19 protein-coding genes are annotated in these 26,216 nt (G+C 69.7%); 16 read left to right on the top strand and 3 right to left on the bottom strand.

Annotated elements, in window-relative coordinates; genetic code table 11:
• The first annotated feature begins 37 nt into the window (after positions 1-37).
• From rpsA to M7D61_RS09470, 6 genes are all read left to right on the top strand, one after another.
• Complete coding sequence (rpsA, locus tag M7D61_RS09495) at positions 38-1,492, top strand: 30S ribosomal protein S1 (RefSeq protein WP_298229868.1); 1,455 nt, start codon at positions 38-40, stop codon at positions 1,490-1,492.
• Between the two features lie 59 nt (positions 1,493-1,551).
• Positions 1,552-2,154 (top strand): dephospho-CoA kinase, encoded by a 603-nt coding sequence (gene coaE, locus M7D61_RS09490; protein WP_298229866.1) that lies wholly within the window; start codon positions 1,552-1,554, stop codon positions 2,152-2,154.
• An 89-nt stretch (positions 2,155-2,243) separates the two neighbouring features.
• Positions 2,244-3,833 carry a cytochrome ubiquinol oxidase subunit I gene (locus M7D61_RS09485; RefSeq protein ID WP_298229864.1) on the top strand — a complete coding sequence of 530 codons (1,590 nt, stop codon included), beginning with the start codon at positions 2,244-2,246 and terminating at the stop codon, positions 3,831-3,833.
• Between the two features lie 17 nt (positions 3,834-3,850).
• The gene (cydB, locus tag M7D61_RS09480; protein WP_298229862.1) at positions 3,851-4,888 is read left to right on the top strand and encodes a cytochrome d ubiquinol oxidase subunit II; all 1,038 of its coding nucleotides are present in this window, start codon (positions 3,851-3,853) and stop codon (positions 4,886-4,888) included.
• Positions 4,885-8,154, top strand: coding sequence for a thiol reductant ABC exporter subunit CydC (gene cydC / locus M7D61_RS09475; RefSeq protein ID WP_298229860.1), 3,270 nt, complete (start codon positions 4,885-4,887; stop codon positions 8,152-8,154). Before cydB ends, cydC begins: the two co-directional genes overlap by 4 nt.
• 101 nt (positions 8,155-8,255) lie before the next feature.
• Positions 8,256-9,962, top strand: coding sequence for a DUF6020 family protein (locus M7D61_RS09470; RefSeq protein WP_298229858.1), 1,707 nt, complete (start codon positions 8,256-8,258; stop codon positions 9,960-9,962).
• Here the strand turns inward: M7D61_RS09470 and M7D61_RS09465 are convergent.
• Together M7D61_RS09465 and M7D61_RS09460 are read right to left on the bottom strand one after the other, a co-directional pair.
• Positions 9,880-10,374 (bottom strand): GtrA family protein, encoded by a 495-nt coding sequence (locus M7D61_RS09465; RefSeq protein ID WP_298229856.1) that lies wholly within the window; start codon positions 10,372-10,374, stop codon positions 9,880-9,882. The two genes, M7D61_RS09470 and M7D61_RS09465, sit on opposite strands and share 83 nt — an antisense overlap.
• Entirely contained in the window at positions 10,371-11,318 is a 948-nt protein-coding gene (locus M7D61_RS09460; RefSeq protein WP_298229854.1) for a glycosyltransferase family 2 protein, read from the bottom strand. The genes M7D61_RS09465 and M7D61_RS09460 overlap by 4 nt, the downstream gene beginning before the upstream one ends.
• A gap of 116 nt (positions 11,319-11,434) precedes the next feature.
• Between M7D61_RS09460 and uvrB the strand changes: the two genes are divergently transcribed.
• Positions 11,435-13,510, top strand: coding sequence for an excinuclease ABC subunit UvrB (gene uvrB / locus M7D61_RS09455; protein WP_298229852.1), 2,076 nt, complete (start codon positions 11,435-11,437; stop codon positions 13,508-13,510).
• On the opposite strand, the gene M7D61_RS09450 is transcribed toward uvrB, so the two are convergent.
• Complete coding sequence (locus M7D61_RS09450; protein WP_298229850.1) at positions 13,511-14,068, bottom strand: TetR family transcriptional regulator; 558 nt, start codon at positions 14,066-14,068, stop codon at positions 13,511-13,513.
• Between M7D61_RS09450 and M7D61_RS09445 the strand changes: the two genes are divergently transcribed.
• From M7D61_RS09445 to tpiA, 9 genes are all read left to right on the top strand, one after another.
• Positions 14,000-15,490, top strand: coding sequence for an NADP-dependent succinic semialdehyde dehydrogenase (locus M7D61_RS09445; protein ID WP_298229848.1), 1,491 nt, complete (start codon positions 14,000-14,002; stop codon positions 15,488-15,490). The genes M7D61_RS09450 and M7D61_RS09445 overlap by 69 nt on opposite strands.
• Positions 15,491-15,639: 149 nt before the next feature.
• The gene (gene uvrA, locus M7D61_RS09440; RefSeq protein WP_298229846.1) at positions 15,640-18,528 is read left to right on the top strand and encodes an excinuclease ABC subunit UvrA; all 2,889 of its coding nucleotides are present in this window, start codon (positions 15,640-15,642) and stop codon (positions 18,526-18,528) included.
• 2 nt (positions 18,529-18,530) lie between these two features.
• Entirely contained in the window at positions 18,531-20,465 is a 1,935-nt protein-coding gene (uvrC, locus tag M7D61_RS09435) for an excinuclease ABC subunit UvrC (RefSeq protein WP_298229844.1), read from the top strand.
• Between the two features lie 9 nt (positions 20,466-20,474).
• Entirely contained in the window at positions 20,475-21,353 is an 879-nt protein-coding gene (gene rapZ / locus M7D61_RS09430) for an RNase adapter RapZ (protein ID WP_298229842.1), read from the top strand.
• Between the two features lie 26 nt (positions 21,354-21,379).
• The gene (gene whiA / locus M7D61_RS09425) at positions 21,380-22,354 is read left to right on the top strand and encodes a DNA-binding protein WhiA (protein ID WP_298229840.1); all 975 of its coding nucleotides are present in this window, start codon (positions 21,380-21,382) and stop codon (positions 22,352-22,354) included.
• A 122-nt stretch (positions 22,355-22,476) separates the two neighbouring features.
• Positions 22,477-23,097, top strand: a complete 621-nt coding sequence (locus M7D61_RS09420) for a superoxide dismutase (protein ID WP_298229838.1) — start codon at positions 22,477-22,479, stop codon at positions 23,095-23,097.
• A gap of 103 nt (positions 23,098-23,200) precedes the next feature.
• Entirely contained in the window at positions 23,201-24,205 is a 1,005-nt protein-coding gene (gene gap, locus M7D61_RS09415; protein ID WP_298229836.1) for a type I glyceraldehyde-3-phosphate dehydrogenase, read from the top strand.
• Between the two features lie 10 nt (positions 24,206-24,215).
• Positions 24,216-25,433: a phosphoglycerate kinase gene (locus M7D61_RS09410; RefSeq protein WP_298229834.1), complete on the top strand. Its 1,218-nt coding sequence runs from the start codon at positions 24,216-24,218 to the stop codon at positions 25,431-25,433.
• Positions 25,430-26,212, top strand: a complete 783-nt coding sequence (tpiA, locus tag M7D61_RS09405; RefSeq protein ID WP_298229832.1) for a triose-phosphate isomerase — start codon at positions 25,430-25,432, stop codon at positions 26,210-26,212. The genes M7D61_RS09410 and tpiA overlap by 4 nt, the downstream gene beginning before the upstream one ends.
• Positions 26,213-26,216: the final 4 nt, after the last annotated feature.

Below are 26,216 nucleotides of genomic sequence, written 5' to 3'. Positions count from 1 at the left end.
GAGGCCCGATCCCAATCCGTAAGAGAGCAACCACTCAATGGCAACCGCAACGACCGCCCAGGCGACCAAGCAGATCGCAGTCAACGACATCGGCTCTGCTGACGACTTCCTCGCCGCGGTCGAAAAGACCCTGAAGTTCTTCAACGACGGCGACCTCATCGAAGGAACCGTCGTGAAGATCGACCGCGACGAGGTTCTCCTCGACGTCGGCTACAAGACCGAGGGCGTCATCCCCTCGCGCGAACTTTCCATCAAGCACGATGTCGACCCGTCCGAGGTCGTCGCCGTGGGCGACGTCATCGAGGCACTCGTCCTCCAGAAGGAGGATAAGGAAGGCCGCCTCATCCTCAGCAAGAAGCGCGCCCAGTACGAGCGCGCCTGGGGCGACGTCGAGAAGATCAAGGAAGCCGATGGCGTCGTGACCGGTCAGGTCATCGAGGTCGTCAAGGGCGGCCTCATCGTCGACATCGGTCTCCGCGGCTTCCTGCCGGCCTCGCTCATCGAGCTGCGCCGCGTCCGCGACCTCACGCCGTACCTCGGCCAGGAGATCGAGGCCAAGATCCTGGAGCTCGACAAGAACCGAAACAACGTCGTCCTCTCGCGCCGGGCCCTCCTCGAGCAGACCCAGTCCGAGAGCCGCACCACCTTCCTCAACAACCTGCACAAGGGCCAGATCCGCAAGGGCGTCGTCTCCTCGATCGTCAACTTCGGCGCATTCGTCGACCTCGGCGGCGTCGACGGCCTCGTCCACGTCTCCGAACTCTCGTGGAAGCACATCGAGCACGCCAGCGAGGTCGTCGAGGTCGGCCAGGAGGTCACCGTCGAGATCCTCGAGGTCGACCTCGACCGCGAGCGCGTCTCGCTGTCGCTCAAGGCGACGCAGGAGGACCCGTGGCAGGTCTTCGCCCGCACGCATGCGATCGGCCAGGTCGCGCTGGGCAAGGTCACCAAGCTCGTCCCGTTCGGCGCGTTCGTCCGCGTCGCCGACGGCATCGAGGGTCTCGTGCACATCTCCGAGCTGTCCGGCAAGCACGTCGAACTCGCCGAGCAGGTCGTGTCGGTCGGCGAGGAGGTCTTCGTCAAGGTCATCGACATCGATCTCGAGCGCCGTCGCATCTCGCTTTCGCTCAAGCAGGCGAACGAGGGCCTCGACCCCGAGGGCACCGAGTTCGACCCGGCGCTCTACGGCATGCTCACGGAGTACGACGAGAGCGGCAACTACAAGTACCCGGAGGGCTTCGACTCCGAGACGAACGAGTGGAAGGAAGGCTTCGAAGCTCAGCGCGAGAAATGGGAGCAGGAATACGCCGCTGCCCAGGCCCGCTGGGAGGCCCACAAGAAGCAGGTCGCCAAGGAGCGCGCCGACCGGGCCACTGCCACGGTCGACGCCCCTGCCGCCTCGTACTCGAGCGAGACCGCCGCGACCGGCACCCTCGCCGACGACGAGTCGCTCGCAGCTCTCCGCGAGCAGCTCTCGAGCACGAGCAACTAGCAGCCCGTTCGAAAGGGCCGGCCCTCAGGGGCCGGCCCTTTCGCCGTTAGGGTGAATCCGTGCAGGTGATCGCGCTGACCGGCGGTATCGCGTCGGGCAAGTCCACCGTCTCGCAGCGTCTCGCCGAGCTCGGCGCTGTCGTCGTCGATGCGGACAAGATCGTCCGCGAGGTGCAGCGGCCCGGCGAGGACGCGTTCGAACGGATCGTCGAGACCTTCGGCCCGGGTGTCATCGCCGAGGACGGCACGCTCAATCGGCCCGCGCTGGGCGCCATCGTCTTCTCCGACGAGGCCAAGCGCCTCGCCCTCAACGCCATCGTCCACCCGGCGGTGCAGGAGCGCGTCGCGCAGCGCATCGCCGAGACCGGCGCCCGCGACCCCGACGCCGTCGTCGTCTACGACGTCCCGCTGCTCGCCGAAGGCGCTCGCGATCCCCGCGGCGGTTTCGACCGGGTGGTCGTCGTGCACACCCCCGCCGACGAGCGCATCGAGCGCATGGTGCGCGACCGCGGGATGACGGAGGCCGACGCGCGCGCGCGCATCGGCGCCCAGGCATCGGACGACGCCCGGCTCGCGGTCGCCGACACGGTCCTCGACAACACCGGCACCCGGGGGGAGCTCATCGCCCAGGTCGACGAGCTCTGGGCCGACCTGACCCGCTGAGTGGGAAGGGGCCCTTTCGGGCGGCGTGCGCGTACGGCTAGCGTCAGGGCAGTCGTCACAGAGCGGCCCCGCCGCGGGAAGGACCGGACATGCACGTTCTGGCATCCGGGCTCGATCCACTTCTCATCGCGCGCTGGCAGTTCGGCATCACGACCGTCTACCACTTCCTCATGGTGCCGCTCACGATCGGGCTCGGCCCGGTCATCGTGTACCTGCAGTCGCGCTGGCACCGCACCGGCGACGAGCGCTTCTACCGGGCGACCAAGTTCTGGGGGAAGCTCTACCTCATCAACTTCATCATGGGCGTGGCCACCGGCATCGTGCAGGAGTTCCAGTTCGGCCTCGCCTGGAGCGAGTACTCGCGCTTCGTCGGCGACGTGTTCGGCGCGCCGCTCGCGATGGAGGCCCTGCTCGCGTTCTTCCTCGAGTCGACGTTCCTCGGCCTGTGGATCTTCGGCTGGGGCCGCCTGCCCAAGGGGCTGCACCTCACGACGCTCATCCTCGCGATCTTCGGCTCGGTCATCTCGGCCTACTTCATCATCGTGGCGAACTCGTGGATGCAGCATCCCGTCGGCGTCGAGCTCGTGAACGGTCGCCCGATCATGAACGACATCTGGGCGGTGCTCGGCAACAACACCGCGATCTGGGCGTTCCTCCACACCCTTGTCGGCTCCTTCGCCGTCTCGGGTGCCTTCCTCCTCGGGATCTCGTGGTACCAGCTCTGGCGGCGGCGGCGCGACGGCATCGACACGATCGGCCCCGACAACAAGGTCATCGTCGGCGAGAACCCCGCCATCCCCGGCCGCGACAAGGCCGACCACGCGCTGTGGCTGCACTCGCTGCGTCTCGGCGCCGTCATCGCCGTCGTCGCGTTCGGCCTGCTCACCATCACGGGCGACCAGCAGGGCAAGCTCATGTTCCAGCAGCAGCCCATGAAGATGGCAGCCGCCGAGGCGGCGTGCGACACGACGACCGACATCTCGCTGCTCTCGTTCGGGGCGTGGAACACCAAGGACTGCCACACCGTCACGGGCGTCATCGAGGTGCCGGGTGTGCTGTCCTTCCTCGCCAATGGAAACTTCAGCACCCCCGTCCAGGGCCTCAACCAGCTCGTACCCGAGTACCAGCAGAAGTACGGCACGACGGTCCCGAACGACCCGTCGACGTATGGTGCGGCGGCCGGTAAGACCATCAGCTACGTGCCGATCATGCCGGTCACCTACTGGGGGTTCCGCCTGATGATCACCTTCGGTGCGCTCTCGGCGATCGCCTCGCTCGTGGCACTGTGGCTGACGCGCCGGGGCACCGTGCCGCAGGCCAAGTGGCTCATGGTGCTCGCGGTCGTCGGAATCCTCGCGCCCTTCGCCGGCGATTCCGCCGGCTGGGTGTTCACCGAGATGGGCCGCCAGCCGTTCATCGTCGCCCCCAACCCGACCGGCGTCGACGGGGTGTTCATGTTCACCGCGGCCGCGGTCTCGCCGGGGGTGAGCGCGGGCATGCTGCTCTTCTCGCTCATCGCGCTCGGCAGCGTGTACCTCGCCCTGCTCGTCGTCGAGCTGGTACTGCTGTTCCGCTACGTGCGCGGCGGCGTGGCGAGCGCCATCCCCGAGCTCAAGAACCCGCCGGGGCCGGATTCCTCCGGCAAGGCGCCCGACGATGTGTTGGCGTTCGCGTACTGAGAGCCCAGGAGACGGTCATGGCTGAAGCGCTTCCCACCATCTGGTTCGTCCTCATCGCGATCCTCTGGACCGGGTATCTGGTCCTCGAGGGATTCGACCTCGGCGTCGGCATGCACATGCTCGTCAGCGCGCGCAGCGAGCAGGACCGCCGGGTGATGCTCAACACCATCGGCCCGGTCTGGGACGGCAACGAGGTCTGGCTGCTCACCGCGGGCGGCGCGACGTTCGCCGCGTTCCCGTTCTGGTACGCCTCGCTGTTCTCGGGGCTGTACATCCCGCTCGTGCTCGTGCTGCTCGGCCTCATCTTCCGGGCCGTAGCGATCGAGTACCGCGGCAAGGGCCGGACGCCGCGCTGGGCAGCGTTCTGGACGTGGGCGATCGGCCTCGGCTCGTTCGTGTCGGCGTTCGGAATCGGCGCAGCACTCGCGCTGACCACGACCGGGCTGCCGCTCGACGCGAACGGAGACATCGTCGGTGGCGGCTTCGCGTGGTTCACCGGCTACGCCGTCCTCGGCGGGCTCGCCGTCGTGGGCTTCGCGCTGCTCCATGGCGCGAACTTCCTCGCGCTGAAGACCGACGGGCCGGTGCGCAAGCGGATGGCGGGTCTCGCCTGGCCGTGGGGCTGGGTCGCCCTGCTTCCGCTCGCGGTATGGGCGATCCTCGTCGTCGTCCTCGCCGGTCGCTGGTGGACATATCTCACCCTGGTCATCGCGGTCGTCTGCGCACTCGCGTGGCTGCTCGCCTCGCGCGCGAAGCGCGAGGGCTGGGCGTTCGCCTCGCTCGCGGCCTTCCTCGTCTTCGGCTCGGGGTCGATCTTCGCCTCGGTCTACCCGCTCGTGCTGCCCTCGACGCTCGATCACGCCTGGGATCTCACCGTCTCGAACGCCTCGTCGTCGTCCTATACGCTGGGGGTGATATCGGTGGTGGCGTGCGTCGGCCTGCCACTCGTGCTCGCTTACCAGGCGTGGACGTACTGGATCTTCCGCAAGCGGGTCGCGCCGTCGCACATCCCGCCGCACGACGTCGTCGAGCCGGCGGTGGCTCCGACCCGATGAGGCCGGTCCTCGCCGACATCGGCAAGGGCAGGCTGTACCTGCTGGGGCTGCTCGGCGCCCTCAAAGCCCTCGGCCTCATCCTCGTCGCCGGCGCTCTGGCCGGCGCGCTCAGTGCGCTGCTCGCCGGGGCGGATTCCTGGCAGGGCAGCGCCCTCCTCGGGGTTCTCGGCGTACTGGTGCGGGCGGTCGCGACGTGGTTGCTCCAGGGGGCCGCCGCAGGCACCGCGGCGGGGGCGACCGCACGACTGCGTGAGCAGGTGCTGCGCCGCGCCGTCCGCTCGCGCGCCTCGACGGGTCAGACGGCCGTCCTCGCCACGACGGCGCTCGACGAGCTGGACCGCTACTACACGGTCTTCCTGCCGTCGCTGGTGCAGGCGGCGACCGTGCCGCTGCTCGTGGGTGCGCGCATCCTCGTGGCCGACTGGGTGAGCGCGCTCATCATCGTGCTCACCGTGCCGCTCATCCCGGTGTTCATGATCCTCATCGGGGTGCGCACCCGCGAGTCGGTCGCCGCGGCCATGACGACGCTGGGGCGCCTCTCCGACCACCTCGTCGAACTGGCCCGCGGCCTGCCGGTGCTCGTCGGCCTCGGCCGTGCGCGGGCGCAGGAGGCAGCGCTGCGCGAGATCTCCGAGGAGCACCGCCGCACGAGCATGGCGGCGCTGCGCGTCGCCTTCCTCTCGGCGCTCGCTCTCGAGCTCATCGCGACGATCTCCGTCGCCCTGGTCGCGGTGTTCGTCGGCGTGCGCCTGGTGAGCGGGACCATGACGCTCGACGCCGGCCTCATCGCGCTCATCCTCGCCCCCGAGTGCTATGCCCCGCTGCGCGAGATCGGCACGGCGTTCCACGCCTCGCAGAACGGCGTCGAGGCGCGCCGACGCGTCCAGGCCCTGCTCGACGAGCTCGAGCCCGAGGCCGGGATCGTCTGGCGCGAGACGGACGGCGACCTCCGGGTCGACGCCCTCACGGTGCAGCATGCCGACCGGCCCTCGGCGGTCGTCTCCGGCCTGTCGTTCGAAGCCCCGGGGGGCTCGATCGTCAGCATCGAAGGCGCGAGCGGCACCGGCAAGACGACCGTGCTCGAGGTGCTCGCAGGCCGCGGAGCGCTGCTCGCCACGGGAGCGGCGGTCACGGGCACCGTCCGGCGCCCCGCCGGGATCGCCTGGCTGCCACAGCATCCGCACACCTCAGCACCGACCGTGGCCGAGGAGGTCGAGCGCTTCGGAGCGCCCGACCCGGCCGCACCGCTTGCCGCCGTCGGCCTCGCGCACCTCGCCGCCGCCGACCCGGCCCGGCTGTCCCCGGGGGAGCTGCGCCGCCTCGCGATGGCCCGCGTGCTCGCGCGCGTCTCGGCAGGAGCCCGGCTCGCGCTGCTCGACGAGCCGACCGCGCATCTCGACGGGGAATCCGCCGCGCTCGTGCGCGAGGCGATCGCGGGACTGCGCGCGCACACCACCGTCGTGCTCGCCTCGCACGACCCGGCGGTGCGCGCCCTCGCCGACATCAGGGTGCCGGTCGCCGGGGCGTCACCGACTCCCGCAGATCTGTCGCCGGCGGAGCGCTCCGCCGCGATTCCCCGCCGGACTCGACCGGATCTGCCGACATTGCCGACGCCCGCGGGTCTGCCCTGGCGTGCGCTTCGCGAGTATCTGCGGCCGGCCGTCGCCCGCTTCGCGGCAGCGGCGGCCGTCGGCGCGCTCGCGGCGCTCTTCGCCGCAGCGCTGACCGCGGTCTCGGGCTGGCTCATCCTGCGCGCGGCCGAGCATCCGCACATCCTCTACCTCATGGTGGCGATCGTCGGCGTGCGGTTCTTCGGCATCGGGCGCGCCGCCCTGCGTTACAGCGAGCGGCTGCTCACGCACGACGCGGTCTTCCGCGCGCTCACTGCACTGCGGCTGCGGCTCTGGGGCGGGCTCGCCGCGCAGGGGCCGTCGGGGCGGCAGGCCCTCACCGCCGCGAACACCCTCGACCGGCTCGTGGGCGACGCCGACGCCGTGCGCGACCTGGCTCCGCGCGTCCTGCTGCCGCCCGCGACCGCCGTCATCACCATCGCGGCCGCCGGCGTAGCGCTCGGGCTGCTCCTTCCGGCGGCGGGCTGGCTCATCGCCGCGGCCGCCCTGCTCGCCCTGGTGGGCGGCGGGGCTGCGGCGATCGCGGCCGACCGCCGCGCATCGCGGCTGCGCGACCTCGACAGATCCGCGGTGGTGCGCGAGTCGACGGGATTGCTCGCCGCGCGCGATGACCTCGACGGCAACGGCGTCGCCGACGCGGTGATCGACCGCATCGTCGCCCTCGACGCCTCGGCGACCGCGCGCGCGAGACGCGCCGCGTGGTCGCTCGGCGCCGGCGCAGCCGTCGCCGTAGCGGTGCTCGGGCTCGCGGCGTTCGCACTCGTCGCCGTCGGCGCAGGCCCGGTGCTCGCGGGCGGCATCCCCGCCCCGGTCGCCGGAGTCCTGGCGCTGACCGCGCTCGCCCTCATCGATCCGGTGCTCGAGGCCATCCAGGCGGCGCAGCGTTGGGGCGAGCTGCGCCAGGTGCTCGGCCGGGTCGACGCCGTCACCGCGGCGACGAGGCCGGATGCCGGCGGTGCCGAGCTCACCGCCGCCGACCGGCTCGAACTCGCCGAGGTCGCGTACCGCTACCCCGGAGCTGCACGCGACGCCTTCGCCGACGTCTCGGCCGCGGTGGAGCGCGGCGAGTGGCTCGCTGTGACCGGCCCGTCGGGATCGGGCAAGTCGACACTGCTCGGCGTGCTGCTGCGCTACCTGGAACCGACCGCGGGGGAGTACCGCATCGACGGCGAGCCCGCCGCCGGCATCGACGGCGACGCGGTGCGCCGCCGGATCAGCTGGTGCCCGCAGGAGGGCCACCTCTTCACGTCGACCCTGCGCGGCAATCTCGCCCTCGCCCGGGCGCGCGCGGACACCCCCGACGACGCCGAGCTCGCCGCGGCGCTGCGCGAGGTGGGCCTCGCCGGACTGATCGCCGAGCTGCCGCTCGGCCTCGACACGCCGATCGGAGCCGAGGGCTCGTTCCTCTCCGGCGGCCAGCGGCAGCGGGTCGCCGTCGCCCGCACCCTGCTCGCACGGGCCGACGCCGTGCTGCTCGACGAGCCGACGGCGCATCTCGACGAAGAATCCGCCATCGCCCTCATGGCCGATATGCGCGCCGCGCTGTGCGAGAAGACCGTGGTGCTCGTCACGCACGACCGCTCGGTCGTCGGCACCCACGCAGTGCGCCTTTCCGAGAGCCATATCCCCGGTTAGGCGCTTCCCCTGCCGCCCGCGCCCCAGAACGCCGAGGCCGCGCGGAGCGCCGTCGGGTCATTCAGGCGACAGCCTCGGGACCTGCAGTAGTCTGACGCCCGATGCCCGCTCAGCTCCGTCGGTTCGCCGTCCCGGTCGACTGGTCGGCGGCCGCTCTCGCGGTGCTGCTGGGCCTGTTCATCGTCATCGGCGCGTCGTTCGACGCGACGGATTCCCCGGCCTGGTTCGCCTCGTCGGCCGGGGCCGCGCTCGGCAGCGCCCTCGTCGTACTCGGGCTCGGGCTCGTGTTCTACGTCGCGATCAAGCTCGTCTTCGACTGGCTCGCTCGACGCAGCGACGCCCGGCCGGCCGCGAAGATCACCTCGATGCGCACGGCGCTGCGCCGCTCGCTGCTGCCGACCTCCGGCGTGCTCTTCGCCGGATGGATGCCGTGGCTGCTCATCCACTTCCCGGGGAATGTCGACAGCGACACGATCACGCAGCTGTTCCAGTGGCTCGGACTCGCCGTGCGCAGTGACCACCACCCGTGGTTCGACACCATGGTCTTCGGGTGGTTCTGGAACCTCGGCCACGCGTTCGGCGACTACAACATCGGCCTGTTCGTGTTCCTCGTGCTGCAGGAGGCGGCGACCGCGCTCGGCATGGGCCTCGCGCTCGTCTACCTCGGCAGGCTCGGACTGCCGAGGCGCTGGCGCTGGACCCTCACGGTGCTCGCCGCCGTCTTCCCGGTCTTCGCGATCGCCGTGTCGGTGATGAGCAAGGACTCCTTCGCGGGCGTCTTCTGGATGCCGTTCCTCGTGCTCTTCGTCGAGGCGATCCGCACTCGCGGGCAGGTTCTGATGCGACCTTGGATCGGCGCGAGCGCGCTCGCCATCGTCATCCCGCTCGTGCTTGCGAAGCGCACCAACATCTACCTCGTCGTGGTGTGCCTCATCGTCCTGCTGGTGCTCGCAGCCCGGCCCGCCCGGCTGCGCATCCTCGGCGGCGGTGTCGTCGCCGTCCTGGTGACGAGCGTGCTCTGGCCGCTCGCGATCCTTCCCGCGGCGGGGGTGCAGGCCGCCACGAACACCGACATCCTCTCGATCCCGCTCCAGCAGACGGCGCGGACGGTCCTCGAGCACGGCAGCAGCCTGCCCGCCACCGAGAAGCAGGCGATCGATGCGGTGCTGCGCTATGACGGCCTCGCCCAGGCGTATGTGCCACGGCGGTCCGACAGCGTCAAGAGCCGCTGGAACAGCCACGCCACCACGAGCCAGAGACTCGCCTATGCGGTTGTCTGGCTCGACGAGCTGGTGCGCTACCCGAGCACCTACTTCGCCGCCACCGCGGACAATACCTTCCCCTACTTCGCGCCCGTCACGCCGATCGCGTTCCAGGAGAGCCTCACCCTCAACCGGTACATCGACGTCTGGCTCTCGTGGAGCATCCCCGGCACAACGCGCGAGCAGATCGCGCAGGTCGCGCTCTCGCTCCACCAGCCGGCAGCGCTCGCGCCGCTGCGCACCGCGGTCGACCGCGCCGCCGCGGTGTTCAACAAGAACCCGTTCTCGAGCGCCGCCTGGTACTGCTCCTGGATCCCGCTGCTCGCGCTCGCCTACGCGATCCGGCGGCGCAGCGGCCTCCTCGCACTTGCCACGATCCCGCTCTTCCTCAACCTGGGGTTCCTCGTCGCGGGGCCGATCGCGCTGTCGCGCTACATGATCCCGTCGATCTACGGGAGCGTGCTCATCGTGGGGCTGATGACGTTGCGGATTCCGCTGTCGCGGCGCCCGGGCGGAACAGCCAGTGGTAGCCGAGGTAGTTCGTGATCATGCCGACGGCGGTCGCGCACACCTTGGCGCCGGTCGTGAGCACCCCGTGGGGGAATCCCGGCGCTGCGAGCCCGACGACGGCGATGACGGCCCAGATCACCGCGGACTGGACGACGAAGGCCGAGGTGAGCGTCACGGCGACGAACTGCACGATGGTGTGCTGCACCGTGCGGTCGGAGCGGAACACGAACCGCCGGTTGAGCAGATAGCTCACGCAGATCGTGATCGAGGTGGAGCACAGGTTCGCGAGCAGCGGCGGCCAGCCGAGCACGACGGCGAAGACCGTGAACAGCGCGATGTCGAGCAGCGTGTTGATGCCGCCGACGATGAGGTAGCGCAGGAAGGCGCCCCGCATCGAGAGCACCCAGCGCCGCACCCGGCCCCGCTGCGGCTGCTCCGTCGCGGTCACCGCAGGCCTTCGGCCGGTGCCGGCGGCGCCCAGTGCAGGTATTCGAGGCGAGCGACTTCCTTCCGCACGCGCAGGATGCCGTTGAGGATCAGGCCGAGGGTGAGGCTCGCGAAGGCGAGGACGATGAGGGTGGCCGCCAGGAACGCCGTCGGGAAGCGCGCCACGAGGCCGGTGGCGAAGAACTCCACGATGACCGGGATGCCGAGGATGAGGCCGATGACGGCGAAGACGGCCGCGATGACGCCGTAGAAGGCGACCGGCCGCTCGTGCTGCCAGAGCTGCACGATGAGGCGGAGGATGCGGAATCCGTCGCTGTAGGTGTTGAGCTTGCTCTCGCTGCCCTCGGGCCGGTCGCGGAAGCCGACCGGGATCTCGCGCTGCGGCACGCGGAGGTTGGCGGCATGGACGGTGAGCTCGGTCTCGATCTCGAACTCGCGGGCGAGCGCCGGGAACGACTTCACGAAGCGGCGCGAGAACACCCGGTAGCCGGTGAGCATGTCCGTGACCCGCTCGCCGAAGAGGAGGCCGACGAGCCGGTTGAAGAGCCGGTTGCCGGCCTCGTGGCCCGGGCGGTACGCCGAGGCGCCGACGGCCTGGGTGCGCACGCCGACGACTTGGTCGAGCGGACCCTCGCGCAGCGCCGCGATGAGCGTCGGGGCATCCGCCGCCTCGTAGGTGTCGTCGCCGTCGATGAGGAGGTACACCTCGGCGTCGATGTCGGCGAAGGCGCGGCGCACCACGTTGCCCTTGCCCTTGCGGTACTCGGTGCGCACGATCGCCCCGGCCGCTGCAGCGGCACGCGCGGTGCCGTCCGTGCTGTTGTTGTCGTACACGAAGACGGTGATGCCGGGCACGGCCGCCATGAGGTCGCGGACGACCTTGCCGACGGTGGCTTCCTCGTTGTAGCACGGCACGATCGCGACGACATCGGCGGTGTTGGCCACGGCGGCTCCTTCCTCCAGAGAGCGTAGCGATGGTCAGGGCCGCTGCGCCTGAGCATGGGCCGCGGGGCGCATCCTTCCCGGCCGAAGTGTCGTACCCCTTACCTAGACTCGAGAGCATGGAGGCCACGAGGTCGATCCGCCCGTTCGAGGTGGTGAGCGAGTACACGCCTAGCGGCGACCAGCCGCAGGCGATCGAGCAGCTCGCCGCGCGCATCAACGCGGGCGAGACCGACGTCGTGCTGCTCGGCGCGACGGGCACCGGCAAATCGGCGACGACGGCCTGGCTCATCGAGGCGGTGCAGCGCCCGACGCTCGTGCTCGCCCACAACAAGACGCTCGCTGCGCAGCTCGTCAACGAGTTCCGCGAACTGCTGCCCAACAACGCCATCGAGTACTTCGTCTCCTACTACGACTACTACCAGCCCGAGGCGTATGTGCCGCAGACCGACACCTTCATCGAGAAGGACAGCTCGATCAACGCCGAGGTCGAGCGCCTGCGCCACTCGACGACGAACTCGCTGCTGTCCCGCCGCGACGTCATCGTCGTCTCGACCGTGTCGTGCATCTACGGCCTGGGCGCCCCCGACGAGTACTGGTCGGCGATGATCGCACTGCAGGTCGGCGATCAGATCGGCCGCGACCGGCTCATCCGCTCCTTCGTCGACATGCAGTACGACCGCAACGACCTCGTGCTCGAGCGCGGCTCGTTCCGAGTGCGCGGCGACACGATCGAGATCATCCCCGTGTACGAAGAGAACGCGATCCGCATCGAGCTCTTCGGCGACGAGATCGAGGCGATCACCTATTTCAACCCGCTCACCGGCGACGCGATCCAGCGCAAGGACTCGATCTCGGTCGCCCCGGCGACGCAGTACGCCGCCAGCCAGGCGTCAGTGCACCGCGCCATCGGCCGCATCAAGGACGAGCTCGCCGAGCGCCTCGCCGAGTTCGAGAGGCAGGGCAAGCTGCTCGAGGCGCAGCGACTGCGCATGCGCACCACCTTCGACCTCGAGATGCTCGAGCAGATCGGCTTCTGCTCCGGCATCGAGAATTACTCCCGCCACATGGACGGCCGCTCGGCCGGCGAGCCGCCCGCCTGCCTGCTCGACTACTTCCCCGACGACTTCCTCGTCGTCATCGACGAGTCGCACGCCACCATCCCGCAGCTCGGGGCCATGTACGAGGGGGACGCCTCGCGCAAGCGCACCCTTGTCGAGCACGGTTTCCGGTTGCCGAGCGCGCTCGACAACCGCCCGCTGCGCTTCGACGAGTTCAAAGCGCGCGTCGGCCAGACGGTGTACCTGTCCGCGACGCCGGGGTCGTACGAGCTCGGCATCGCCGACGGCATCGTCGAGCAGATCATCCGACCTACCGGCCTCGTCGACCCGCAGATCGTCGTCAAGCCGACGAAGGGCCAGATCGACGACCTGCTGGAAGAGATCCGGGTGCGCGCGGCCAGGAACGAGCGCGTGCTCGTCACCACCCTCACCAAGAAAATGGCGGAAGAGCTCACCGACTTCCTCGGCGAGGCGGGCGTGAGGGTGCGTTACCTGCACTCCGACGTCGACACGCTGCGCCGCGTCGAACTGCTCACCGAGCTCCGCGCCGGCGTTTACGACGTGCTCGTCGGCATCAACCTGCTGCGTGAGGGCCTCGACCTGCCCGAGGTGTCGCTCGTCGCGATCCTCGACGCCGACAAGGAGGGCTTCCTGCGCTCGAGCACGTCGCTCATCCAGACCATCGGCCGCGCCGCCCGCAACGTCTCCGGCGAAGTGCACATGTACGCCGACAACCTCACCGACTCGATGAGGCACGCGATCGACGAGACCGACCGGCGGCGCGACAAGCAGCTGGCGTACAACGCCGAGCACGGCATCGATCCGACGCCGTTGCGCAAGCGCATCGCCGACATCACCGACATCCTCGCCCGCGAGGAAGCCGACACCGCCGAGCTGATGGCGAAGCGCTCCCGCCGCGTCAAAGACGGGGGAGGGCCGCGCGGTCAGCTTCCGAAGCGGCCCGGTATCGCATCGGCCGGCGCCGCCGAGCTCGAGGGGCTCATCGCCGACCTCAACGGCCAGATGCTCGAGGCCGCGGCAGAGCTCAAATTCGAGCTCGCGGCCCGGCTGCGCGACGAGCTCGGCGATCTCAAGCGCGACCTGCGGCAGATGGACAGAGCCGGCCACCTCTGACTAGCGGAGCGCCTCGACCGCGGCCCTCGCCGCCTTCTGCAGCGCCGCGCGGTAGCGCGCCTGCTGGTCGGAGACGCTCACGGCGTCCCCGTCGAGGGCGCGCAGCGCCGGAGCCGAATTCCCCCACGCATGCGCCATTCCGAGGATGAGGAGCAGCACGTCGATGGGCGCATGGCCGGCGGCGGGGGCGATCTGGGCGAGCTTGCGGCGGTAGTGCTCGACCTCCTCCGGGGTGGCGTCGGCACGCTCGAGCCGCTTCCACATCGTCAGCCGCTCGTATTCCGGGTGCGCGCAGAGGTAGTCGAAGAGCGCGACGGCGTAGCCCGGCAGGTCGTACGAGGTGATGGGGATCGTCGCGGTGAGATGCGCGAGGCTGAGATCGAGGACGGCATCGAAGAGCGCCTCCTTCGAACCGAAGTAGGCGTAGATCGCCTGCTTGTTGACCCCGGCCGCCACGGCGATGCGGTCGACACGGGCACCCGAGAGGCCGTGCTCCGTGAACTCCGCGGATGCCGCATCAAGAAGCTTCTCGCGGGTCTTTCCCGAGTCGTACGCCATGGGTCTACTATAAATCCAACCAGTTGGTTGAGAAGGAGCACTCCCATGGCGATCGCCACCGTCAATCCCGCCACCGGCGAGACCATCAAGGAATTCACCCCCGACGACAGCGCGGTCGTCGAGCAGAAGCTCGCCGAGGCGCAGGCCGCGTTCCAGGCCCTCAAGAAGACCACCTTCGCCCAACGCGCCGAGTGGATGCGCGCGGCGGCCGACCTGCTCGATGCCGACGCCGAGGAGCTCGGCCGCATCATCACCATCGAGATGGGCAAGCCGATCGCGCAGTCCGTCGCCGAGGTGCACAAGAGCGCCAAGGGCGCGCGCTACTACGCCGAGAACGCCGCGCGCTTCCTGGCCGACGAGCCCCTCGACGACCCGTCGCTCGTCAACGCCTCGCAGGCCTACGCGCGCTACCAGCCGCTCGGCGTCATCCTGGCCGTCATGCCGTGGAACTACCCGCTGTGGCAGGTGCTGCGCTTCGCCGCACCCGCGCTCATGGCCGGCAACACCGGCGTGCTCAAGCACGCCTCGAACGTGCCGCAGTCGGCGCTCTACCTCGACACGCTCTTCGAGCGGGCGGGCTTCCCGACGGGCGCCTTCCACACCTTGCTCATCGGCTCCGGCGCGGTGGACGCCGTCATCCGCGACCCGCGCATCAAGGCCGTCACCCTCACCGGCTCCGAGCCGGCCGGCCGCTCGGTGGCCTCGATCGCCGCGCGCGAGATCAAGAAGTCGGTGCTTGAGCTCGGCGGCTCCGACCCGTTCATCGTGCTGCCCAGTGCCGACCTCGAGAAGGCCGCGACGACCGGGGTCGCCGCGCGCACGATCAACAACGGCCAGTCCTGCATCGCCGGCAAGCGCTTCATCGTCCACCAGGACGTCTACGACGAGTTCGCCGGCCTCTTCGCTGCGAAGATCAAGGCGCTCACCGTCGGCGACCCGCTCGACGCGTCGGTGCAGGTCGGGCCGATAGCCACTGCGGGCGGCCTCAACGACCTCCAGGAACTCGTCGACGACGCCGTCGCGAAGGGCGCCCAGGTGCTCGCGGGCGGCCACGCGCTCGACCGGCCGGGCTATTTCTTCGAGCCGACGATCCTCGCCGGGCTCACCGACGACATGCGCCTCGTCATGGAGGAGGCCTTCGGCCCGGTCGCCTCGCTCTACCCGGCGAAGGACGACGACGACGCCATCCGCATCGCGAACCAGACGACCTTCGGCCTGTCCTCGTCGGTGTGGACGAGCGATCCCGCTGAAGAGGCGTACTTCGTCGAGAACCTCGACGCGGGCGCCGTCTTCGTCAACGGTATGACGGTGTCGTACCCGGAGCTGCCGTTCGGCGGCATCAAGGCGTCCGGCTTCGGCCGCGAGCTCGCCGCCGCCGGAATCAAGGAGTTCGTCAACCTCAAGACCGTCTGGCGCGGCTGACGCTGCGTAGGGATTGGCGCGCTTCGCAGGGTCCCGGGTCTCCTCCTGGCGTCGCTTCACGTCGAAGCCCGCTGCGCATCCGCCATCACAGGCTCTTCGGCCGTCGGCGGAGGCCCTTCCATGTCGCACCCCGTTCGTAGACTTCTGAGGTGACGCACGTGCATCCGGTCGACTCCCACTCGAAGCTCAGCGTCAAGGGAGCACGCGTCCACAACCTGCGCAACGTCGACCTCGAGATCCCGCGCGATTCGCTGGTGGTCTTCACGGGGCTTTCGGGTTCGGGCAAGTCATCCCTCGCCTTCGACACGATCTTCGCCGAGGGCCAGCGCCGCTATGTCGAGTCGTTGAGCGCGTACGCACGCCAGTTTCTCGGCCAGGTCGACCGGCCCGACGTCGACTTCATCGAGGGCCTCAGTCCCGCGGTCTCCATCGATCAGAAGTCCACCAACCGCAACCCGCGCTCGACGGTCGGCACGATCACCGAGATCTACGACTACCTGCGCCTGCTCTGGGCGCGCATCGGAGTGCCGCACTGCCCCGAGTGCGGCGAGCCGATCCAGCGTCAGACGGTGCAGCAGATCGCCGACCAGCTCATGGCGCTGCCCGAGAAGACCCGCTACCAGGTCATGGCGCCCGTCGTGAAACAGAAGAAGGGCGAGTTCGTCGACCTCTTCAAGGAGCTCGCGGCCAAAGGCTTCGCGCGCGTCCTCGTCGACGGCGAGCAGCATCAGCTCGCCGAGCCGCCGACCCTCCGGAAGTCGTACAAGCACGACATCTCCGTCATCGTCGATCGCCTCGTCGCCTCGCCCGAGATCCTCACGCGGCTCACCGACTCCATCGAGACGGCGATCGGCCTCACCGACGGCCTGGTGGCGGTGCAGTTCGTCGACGAGCCCGCAGATTCCCCCGACGCCGTCCGCACCTTCAGCGAGAAGCTGAGCTGCCCCAACGGCCACCCCATCCAGCTCTCCGAGATCGAGCCGCGCACCTTCTCATTCAACGCCCCGTTCGGCGCCTGCCCCGAGTGCACCGGGCTCGGCACGCGGATGTCGGTCGACGAGGACCTGCTGCTCGGCGATCCGGCGTCGAGCCTCGCCGACGGCGTCATCCTGCCGTGGGCGACGCAGGGCAAGGGACTGTTCCAGTACTACGAGCGCCTGCTGGAAGGCCTCGCCCGCGACCTCGATTTCAGCCTGAAGACGCCGTGGCAGAAACTTCCCGACACCATCCAGCAGGCCATCCTCTACGGCGACAACTACCAGGTGCAGGTGAAGTGGCGCAACCGTTTCGGCCGTGAGATCAGCTACTCGAGCGGCTTCGAGGGCGTCGTGCCGTACATCGAGCGGCAGTACGCGCAGGCCGAGACCGACGCGCAGCGCCAGCGCTGGGCCGAGTACCTCCGCGAGGTGCCCTGCCCGGTCTGCGACGGCAGGCGCCTCAAGCCCGAGGTGCTCGCCGTGCATGTCAACGGGCACTCCATCGCGGATGTCGCGGGGCTCAGCCTCACCGACTCGCGCGCCTTCTTGGGCACCCTCGAGCTCACCGGCCGCGAGGCGCTCATCGCCGCCCAGGTGCTGCGCGAGATCACGCTGCGCCTCGACTTCCTCATCCAGGTCGGTCTCGGCTACCTCGACATGGCGCGCGCGGCCGGCACGCTCTCCGGTGGCGAGGCGCAGCGCATCCGCCTCGCCACCCAGATCGGGTCGGGCCTCACGGGCGTGCTCTACGTGCTCGACGAGCCCAGCATCGGGCTGCACCAGCGTGACAACCGGCGCCTCATCGAGACGCTGCTGGCGCTGCGCGATCTCGGCAACACCCTCATCGTCGTCGAGCATGACGAGGACACCATCCGCACCGCCGACTGGATCGTCGACATCGGCCCCGGCGCCGGCGCCAACGGCGGCACCGTGGTGCACTCCGGCAGCTACGACGAGCTGCTCGCCAACCGCGACTCGCTCACCGGCGACTACCTCTCCGGCCGCAAGTCGATCGACATCCCGGCCACGCGCCGCACGATCGACCGGCAACGCCAGCTCACCGTCGTCGGCGCCTCGGCGAACAACCTCAAGAACATCGACGTCGACTTCCCGCTCGGGGTCTTCATCGCCGTCACCGGGGTCTCGGGCTCCGGGAAGTCGACCCTCGTCAACGACATCCTCTACCGCGTGCTCGCGCAGCGCCTCAACGGCGCCCGCAGCCTCCCCGCCAAGCACACCAGGGTCACCGGCACCGAGCACCTCGACAAGGTCGTCCATGTCGACCAGGGGCCGATCGGCCGCACCCCGCGCTCGAACCCGGCGACGTACACGGGCGTCTTCGACAAGATCCGCACCCTCTTCAGCGAGACCCCCGAGGCCAAGACCCGGGGCTACCAGCCGGGCCGGTTCAGCTTCAACGTCAAGGGCGGGCGCTGCGAGAACTGCCAGGGCGACGGCACCATCAAGATCGAGATGAACTTCCTTCCCGACGTCTACGTCGACTGCGAGGTGTGCCACGGCGCACGCTACAACCGCGACACCCTGCAGGTGCACTACAAGGGCAAGAACATCGCGGAGGTCCTCGCGATGCCCATCGACGAGGCGGCCAGGTTCTTCGAGTCCATTCCGGCGATCCACCGCTACCTGCAGACCCTCGTCGAGGTCGGCCTCGGCTACGTGCGTCTCGGCCAGGCCGCGACGACGCTCTCCGGCGGCGAGGCGCAGCGCGTCAAGCTCGCCACCGAGCTGCAGCGGCGCACCAACGGCCGGTCGATCTACGTGCTCGACGAGCCGACGACGGGCCTCCACTTCGAGGACGTGCGCAAGCTGCTCCTCGTGCTGGGCGGATTGCTCGACAAGGGCAACACCGTCATCGTCATCGAGCACAACCTGGACGTCATCAAGAGCGCCGACTGGGTCATCGACCTCGGCCCGGAGGGCGGCGCTGGCGGCGGCCAGGTCATCGCGACCGGCACGCCGGAGCAGATCGCGAAGAACCCCGCCAGCCACACCGGGGTGTTCCTCGCCGAGATCCTCGAGCGCGAGAGCGTCTCGGCCTGACGATGGCCGACACCGTCTCCTGGCGGCCTCGCACCGGCGAGATCCCGACCCTGCCGGGGGTGTACCGGTTCCGCGACCCGAGCGGGCGGGTGCTCTACGTCGGCAAGGCGAAGAACCTGCGGGCCCGCCTGTCGAACTACTTCCAGCCGCTGCGCAGCCTCCACGAACGCACCCGGCGCATGGTGACGACGGCCGCGAGCGTGGAGTGGACGGTTGTCGCGAGCGAGTTCGAGGCGCTGCAGCTCGAGTTCACCTGGATCAAGGAGTTCGACCCGCCCTTCAACGTCGTCTTCAAGGACGACAAGTCCTACCCCTACCTCGCCGTGACGATGGGGGAGGAGGTGCCGCGCGTCTTCGCGACCCGCAACCGCGGCATCAAGGGCGCCCGCTACTTCGGCCCGTACATGCGCGCCTGGGCGGTACGCGAGACGGTCGACCTCATGCTCAAGGCCATCCCGATGCGCTCCTGCACCGACGGCGTCTACGACCGGGCCGAGCGCACCGGGCGGCCCTGTCTGCTCGCGGACATCGGCAAGTGCGCCGCACCGTGCGTCGGGCGCATCAGCAAGACCGGTCACCGCGAGCTCGCCGACGACTTCGTCTCGTTCCTCTCCGGCAACGACCAGAGCTACCTGCGCGAGCTGACGAAGCGGATGCAGGACGCCTCGGCCGCCCAGAACTACGAGCAGGCCGCCCGCTACCGCGACCAGATCCAGGCACTCAGCAGCGTGCTGGAGCGCTCCTCCGTCGTCTTCGCCGACAACGTCGACGCCGACGTCTTCGGCCTCGCCGAGGACGAGCTCGCCGCCGCCGTCCACCAGTTCATCGTGCGCGGCGGACGCATCCGCGGGGTGCGCAACTGGGTCGTCGACACGGAGCTCGACGTCACACTCGGCGAGCTCGTCGAGTCGGTGCTCGAGAGCGCCTACGACGGCGTGTTCACGCCGCCGCGCGAGATCCTCGTGCCCGAGCTGCCCGACGGGGCGGCGGCGCTCGAGGAGTGGCTGACACTGCGCCGCGCCGCGGGCGACGGGTCGGGCCGGCGGACGGCGCTGACCGGCAGGGTGACGCTGCGTGTGCCGCAGCGCGGCGACAAGGCGAAGCTGGCCGCCACCGCGGCCCTCAACGCCAAGGGCGCGCTCGCCCTCTACAAGACGCGGCGCTCCGCCGACTTCACCGCGCGCTCGCAGGCCCTCGGCGACATCCAGGAAGCACTGGGCATGGCCGTGGCGCCGCTGCGCATCGAGTGCTACGACGTCTCCCACCTCTCGGGCACCAACGTCGTCGCCTCGATGGTTGTCTTCGAGGACGCGCTCCCTCGCAAGGACCGGTACCGCCGCTTCAGCATCCCCGGCACCACCGATGACACGGATTCCCTCTACCAGGTCCTCACCCGCCGACTCTCCTACCTCAAAGACCCCGAGGGCATGGCGAAGGGCCAGAAGTTCGCCTACCCGCCTCAGCTCCTCCTCGTCGACGGCGGCCAGCCGCAGGTCGCTGCGGCGCGGCGCGCGCTCGAGGAATCCGGGGTCGAGGGCATCCAGCTCGCCGGCATCGCCAAGCGCCTCGAAGAGCTCTGGCTGCCCGACTCAGACTTCCCGGTCATCCTGCCGCGCAACTCGGATGCGCTCTTCCTCATCCAACGCGTGCGCGACGAGGCGCACCGGTTCGCAGTCGCGTTCCAGCGCCAGAAGCGGCGCCGCGACATCGGCAGCGTCCTCGCCGAGGTGCCGGGCCTCGGGCCTGCCCGGGTCAAGGAACTGCTCACCCGCTTCGGATCGGTGAAGCGCCTGAAAGAGGCATCCGTCGACGAGATCGCCGCTACTCGGGGCATCGGCGCGACGACCGCGCAGACTGTGTTCGACCGGCTCCATGACGACGCCGAGAGCGGCGAGGCCGCGGACGCTCCCTCCCAGAACTCGGAGGCGGCCCGCTAATCTGGGCCTGTGGCCGACGACACCCCAGGGCGGCAGGAGCTTCTCATCATCTCCGGCATGTCCGGGGCGGGCCGTTCCACGGTCGCGAACGCGCTCGAGGACATCGACTGGTACGTCGTCGACAACCTCCCGCCGCTCATGCTCAAGCCGCTGCTCGACCTCGCCGCGCGCGCCGGCCTCGGCGCCCCGCGCGTCGCCGCGGTCGTCGACGTGCGCGGCCGCGACCTGTTCTTCGAACTGCTCGACCTGCTGCCGCAGCTCCGCGAGAATTTCGACCTCCACCTCGTCTTCCTCGACGCCGACGACGACACGCTGGTGCGCCGCTTCGAGTCGGTGCGCCGCCCGCACCCCCTGCAGGGCAATGGCACGCTCGTCGACGCCATCCAGACCGAGCGCTCGCGCCTCCACCACCTCCGCGAGCGGGCCGACATCATCATCGACACCTCCTCCTGGAATGTCCATGAACTCGCCTCGAACATCGCCGAGCGCTTCGCCGAGGCGAGCCGCCCCGGCGTGCAGGTCACGGTCGAGAGCTTCGGCTTCAAGTACGGCATTCCGGCCGACGCCGACCTCGTCGCCGACGTGCGCTTCCTGCCCAACCCCTACTGGATCCCGGAACTGCGCGCGTTCGACGGCACCGACGAGGCCGTCCACGACTACGTGTTCGCCCAGCCGGGGGCGGCCGAGTTCGTCGCTGCCTACCTGCAGGCGGTGTCCATCGTGCTCCGCGGCTACCAGACCGAGAACAAGCGCAACGCTCTGATCGCGATAGGCTGCACGGGCGGCAAGCACCGCTCCGTCGCCATCGTCGAAGAGCTTGCGAAGCGCATCGCTACGCTTCCCGGTGTGGCCGTCAACGTCAAACATCGAGATCTCGGCCGCGAGTGACCCGGCCGGATTGATTGGATTCCCGAGTGCCTCTGACTGCGGACGTCAAGACCGAGCTCCTCGGGCTCGATGCGGGCAAAACCGCCACGCGCGCAGCTGAGTTGGCGACGATCCTCCGGCTGGCCGGCGGCCTGCACATCATCTCCGGCCGCGTCGCGGTCGAGGCCGAGCTCGACGCGCCCGAGCTCGCCGAGCACGTCCGCAAGGCCCTCTACGAGGTCTACGGGGTGCGCAGCGAGCAGAGTGTCATCCAGGCCTCCGGCATGCGGCGCACCGCGCAGTACCTCGTGCGCGTCATCGACGGCGGCGAGACGCTGGCGCGTCAGACGGGATTGCTCGACGCCAGGCGCCGGCCCATCCGCGGTCTGCCCAACCGCCTCACCACCGGGTCGAAGGCGGAACTCGCCGCCGTGTGGCGCGGGGCCTTCCTCGCCACCGGCTCGCTCACCGAACCCGGCCGCTCGGCCTCGCTCGAGATCACCGCGCCCACCAACGAGGCCGCGATGGCCCTGGTCGGTGCGGCCGGCCGCCTCGGCGTCACGGCGAAGGCCCGCGAGGTGCGCGGGGTGCACCGCGTCGTGGTGCGCGACGGCGAGTCCATCAGCCAGGTCCTGTCGCTCATCGGCGCGCACGACACGGTGACGAGTTGGGAGGAGCTGCGCCAGCGCCGCGAAACCCGCGCGACGGCGAACCGCCTCGTCAACTTCGATGACGCCAACCTGCGCCGCAGCGCGCAGGCGGCCGTCGCGGCATGCGCGCGCGTCGAGCGCGCGCTCGAGATCCTCGGCCCGGGCCTGCCCAAGCACCTCGCCTATGCGGGGGAGCTGCGGCTGCGCTTCCGGGATGCCTCCCTCGACGAACTCGGCCACCATGCCGAGCCGCCCATGACGAAGGACGCCGTCGCCGGACGCATCCGCCGCCTGCTCGCGATGGCCGACAAGAAGGCGATCGATCTCGGCATTCCCGGCACCGACGCGAACCTCCCCGACGACCTCGACTGAACTCATTGCCGCGCCGTACCCGCCGCCACGTCGCCTTTGCCGGGGAGCAAAGCAGGTTTCGGTGGTTTCACCGGGCGCAGTCCTCACTAGGCTGGAAACCGACCCAAAGAAGGAGTGAACCAATGGCCGACTACACGCTTCCGGACCTGCCCTACGACTACTCGGCTCTCGAGCCGCACATCTCGGGCAAGATCATGCAGATCCACCACGACAAGCACCATGCCGCCTACGTCACCGGTGCGAACGCCGCCCTCACCGCCCTCGCCGAGGCCCGCGACTCGGGCAGCCTCGCCAACGTCAACAAGCTCGAGAAGGACCTCGCCTTCAACCTCGGCGGCCACGTCAACCACTCGATCTTCTGGAACAACCTCTCACCGGACGGCGGCGACAAGCCTGTCGGCGAGCTCGCCGCGGCGGTCGACGAGTTCTTCGGCTCGTTCGACAAGTTCGTCGCCCACTTCACCGCGGTCGCTCTCGGCGTCCAGGGCTCCGGCTGGGCGGTACTGAGCTACGAGCCGGTCGGCCAGAAGCTGCTCCTCCAGCAACTCTTCGACCAGCAGGGCAACACCGCGCAGGGCACCATTCCGCTCTTCCAGCTCGACGTCTGGGAGCACGCTTACTACCTCGACTACCTCAATGTCCGCGCCGACTACGTCAAGGCGATCTGGAACATCGTGAACTGGGCCGATGTGGCGAAGCGCTTCGAAGCGGCTCGCTCGTCGAGCGGCCTGCTGCTTCCGTGACACCCTGGGTGCCCTTGCCGATCGGCGGGGGCACCCGCTCTGTCTGCACCGCCACAAACCCCCGAAATCCCGCCGCAAGGCGCCTACCTCAGGAGCATCATCCGTGTCCGTCAAGATCGGCATCAACGGGTTCGGCCGCATCGGCCGCAACTACTTCCGCGCGGCGCTCGCCAAGGGCAGCGAACTCGAGATTGTCGCGGTGAACGACCTCACCGATCCGAAGACCCTCGCCCACCTGCTCAAGTACGACTCCATCGACGGCCGCATCGACGCCGAGGTGTCCGTCGAGGGCGACAGCATCGTCGTCAACGGCAAGCCCATCACGGTGCTCGCCGAGCGGGACCCCGCGAACCTGCCCTGGGGCGACCTCGGCGTCGAGATCGTCATCGAGTCGACCGGATTCTTCACGGATGCCCTCAAGGCCAAGGCGCACATCGACGCCGGCGCCAAGAAGGTGCTCATCTCGGCTCCGGCGAGCAATGAGGACGGCACGTTCGTCCTCGGCGTCAACGAGGGCACCTACGACCCGGCGAACCACCACATCATCTCGAACGCGTCGTGCACGACGAACTCGCTGGCTCCGCTGGCCAAGGTCTTCAACGACGCCTTCGGCATCGAGCGCGGCCTCATGACGACGATCCACGCGTACACCGCCGACCAGCGCCTGCAGGACGCGCCGCACGACGACCTGCGCCGCGCTCGCGCCGCCGCGCTCAGCATCATCCCGACGTCGACCGGCGCCGCCAAGGCAATCGGTCTCGTGCTCCCCGAGCTCAAAGGCAAGCTCGACGGCTACTCGCTGCGCGTGCCCGTTCCGACCGGCTCCATCACCGACCTCACGGTGCAGGCCTCGCGCGTCGTCACGATCGACGAGATCAACGACGCCTACAAGGCCGCCGCAGACGGCCCTCTCAAGGGCATCCTCAAGTACAACGAGGACCCGATCGTCTCGCGCGACATCGTCCACGACCCGCACTCGTCGATCTACGACGCGCCTCTGACCAAGGTCATCGGCGACCAGGTGAAGCTCTACGCCTGGTACGACAACGAGTGGGGCTACTCCAACCGCCTCGTCGACCTCGCCGAGTACGTCGCCGCGCGCCTCTAAGGGCCGTCCCGTGACGCTGCGCACCCTCGAATCGCTGGGGAGTCTGGCGGGCAGGCGGGTCATCGTCCGCTGCGACCTCAACGTTCCGTTGAACGGCTCCGAGATCACCGACGACGGCCGCGTGCGCGCCTCGATCCCGACGCTCAAGGCATTGCTGTCGCAGGGCGCCGGGGTGGTCGTCATCAGCCACCTCGGCCGCCCCGACGGCGCCCCTGACCCGGAATACTCCCTGGCACCGGTCGCGGTCCGTCTCGCCGAGCTGCTCGGCCAGGAGGTGCCCTTCGCGACCGACACCGTCGGAGCGTCCGCGGCCGCGGTCGTGGCGGCGGTGGGTGACGGCGATGTGGCCCTGCTCGAGAACCTCCGCTTCAACCCGGGGGAGACGAGCAAGGATTCCGCGGAGCGCGAGGCGTTCGCAGCGCAGCTCGCGCAGTTCGGCGACGTGTTCGTCAGCGACGGCTTCGGCGTCGTGCACCGCAAGCAGGCCTCGGTGTACGAGCTCGCGATGGCGCTGCCGAGCGCCGCAGGCCTGCTCATCGCCGAGGAGCTCAGCGTGCTCGATCGCCTCACCGAGAAGCCCGAGCGCCCCTACACGGTCGTGCTCGGCGGCTCCAAGGTCAGCGACAAGCTCGGCGTCATCGGGCACCTGCTGCCGCGGGTGGACTCGCTGCTCATCGGCGGCGGCATGGTCTACACCTTCTTCGCCGCCCTCGGCCACCCGGTCGGCTCGAGCCTCCTCGAGGCCGACCAGATCGAGACCGTGACGGGCTACCTCGCCAAGGCCGAGGAGCTGGGCGTCGAGATCGTCCTGCCGACCGACATCGTCGTCGCCGCCGCCTTCGCCGCGGATGCCGCGCACGAGGTCCGCGCCGCCGACGATATCGAGGGCTCGCCATGGGGCGCCACGGGGCTCGGCCTCGATATCGGGCCTGCCACCGCGGCGAAGTACGCCGCGGTCGTGGAATCCAGCACGACCGTGTTCTGGAACGGCCCGATGGGCGTGTTCGAGTTCCCGGCGTTCGCGGCCGGCACGAAAGCCGTCGCCGCAGCGCTGACGAAGGTCGCGGGCCTCGGCGTCGTGGGCGGCGGCGACTCGGCCGCGGCGGTGCGCGCACTCGGCTTCCACGATGACCAGTTCGGTCACATCTCCACCGGCGGCGGGGCGAGCCTCGAGTTCCTCGAGGGCAAGGAGCTGCCGGGGCTCACCGTGCTGGGGTGGAACGCATGACGCGCACGCCCTTCATCGCCGGCAACTGGAAGATGAACCTCGACCACCTCCAGGCGATCGCGCTCGTGCAGAAGCTGGCGTGGACCCTCGCGGACGCCAGGCACGACTTCGCCGCCGTCGAGGTCGCGGTGTTCCCGCCGTTCACCGATCTGCGCAGCGTGCAGACGCTCGTGCAGGCCGACAAGCTGCCGATCAGGTACGGCGCGCAGGATGTCTCGGTGCACGCCTCGGGCGCGTACACGGGTGAGGTCGCGGGCGCGTTCCTCGCGAGGCTCGACTGCGCGTACGTCATCGTCGGGCACTCCGAGCGCCGTCAGTACCACGCCGAGACCGACGAGATCGTCGGTGCCAAGGCGCGGGCGGCGAAGGAGAACGGCATCGTGCCGGTGATCTGCGTCGGCGAGACGCTGGAACAGCGCGAGGCCGGCGAGGCGACCGCGATCCCGACCGCACAGCTGCGCACCGCGCTCGCATCGCTCGCTCCCGGTGATGACTTCGTCATCGCCTACGAACCGGTGTGGGCGATCGGCACAGGACTCGCCGCCACCGCCGACGACGCCCAGGCGATGTCGGCCGCGCTGCGCGCCACGATCGCCGACGCGTTGGGCGAGGAGACGGCCGAGAACACGCGCATCCTCTACGGCGGCAGCGTGAAGACCGAGAACGCGGCCGGCTACCTGAAGATGCCCGATGTCGACGGTGCCCTCGTCGGCGGCGCGAGCCTCGATGTCGACTCCTTCGCGGGCATCGTCCGCTTCCAGAAGCACGTCACGTTCTGAGACT

The sequence above is a fragment of the Gryllotalpicola sp. genome, assembly GCF_027352875.1.
GTDB lineage: Bacteria > Actinomycetota > Actinomycetes > Actinomycetales > Microbacteriaceae > Gryllotalpicola.
This window is presented reverse-complemented; position numbering and strand designations above follow the sequence as displayed.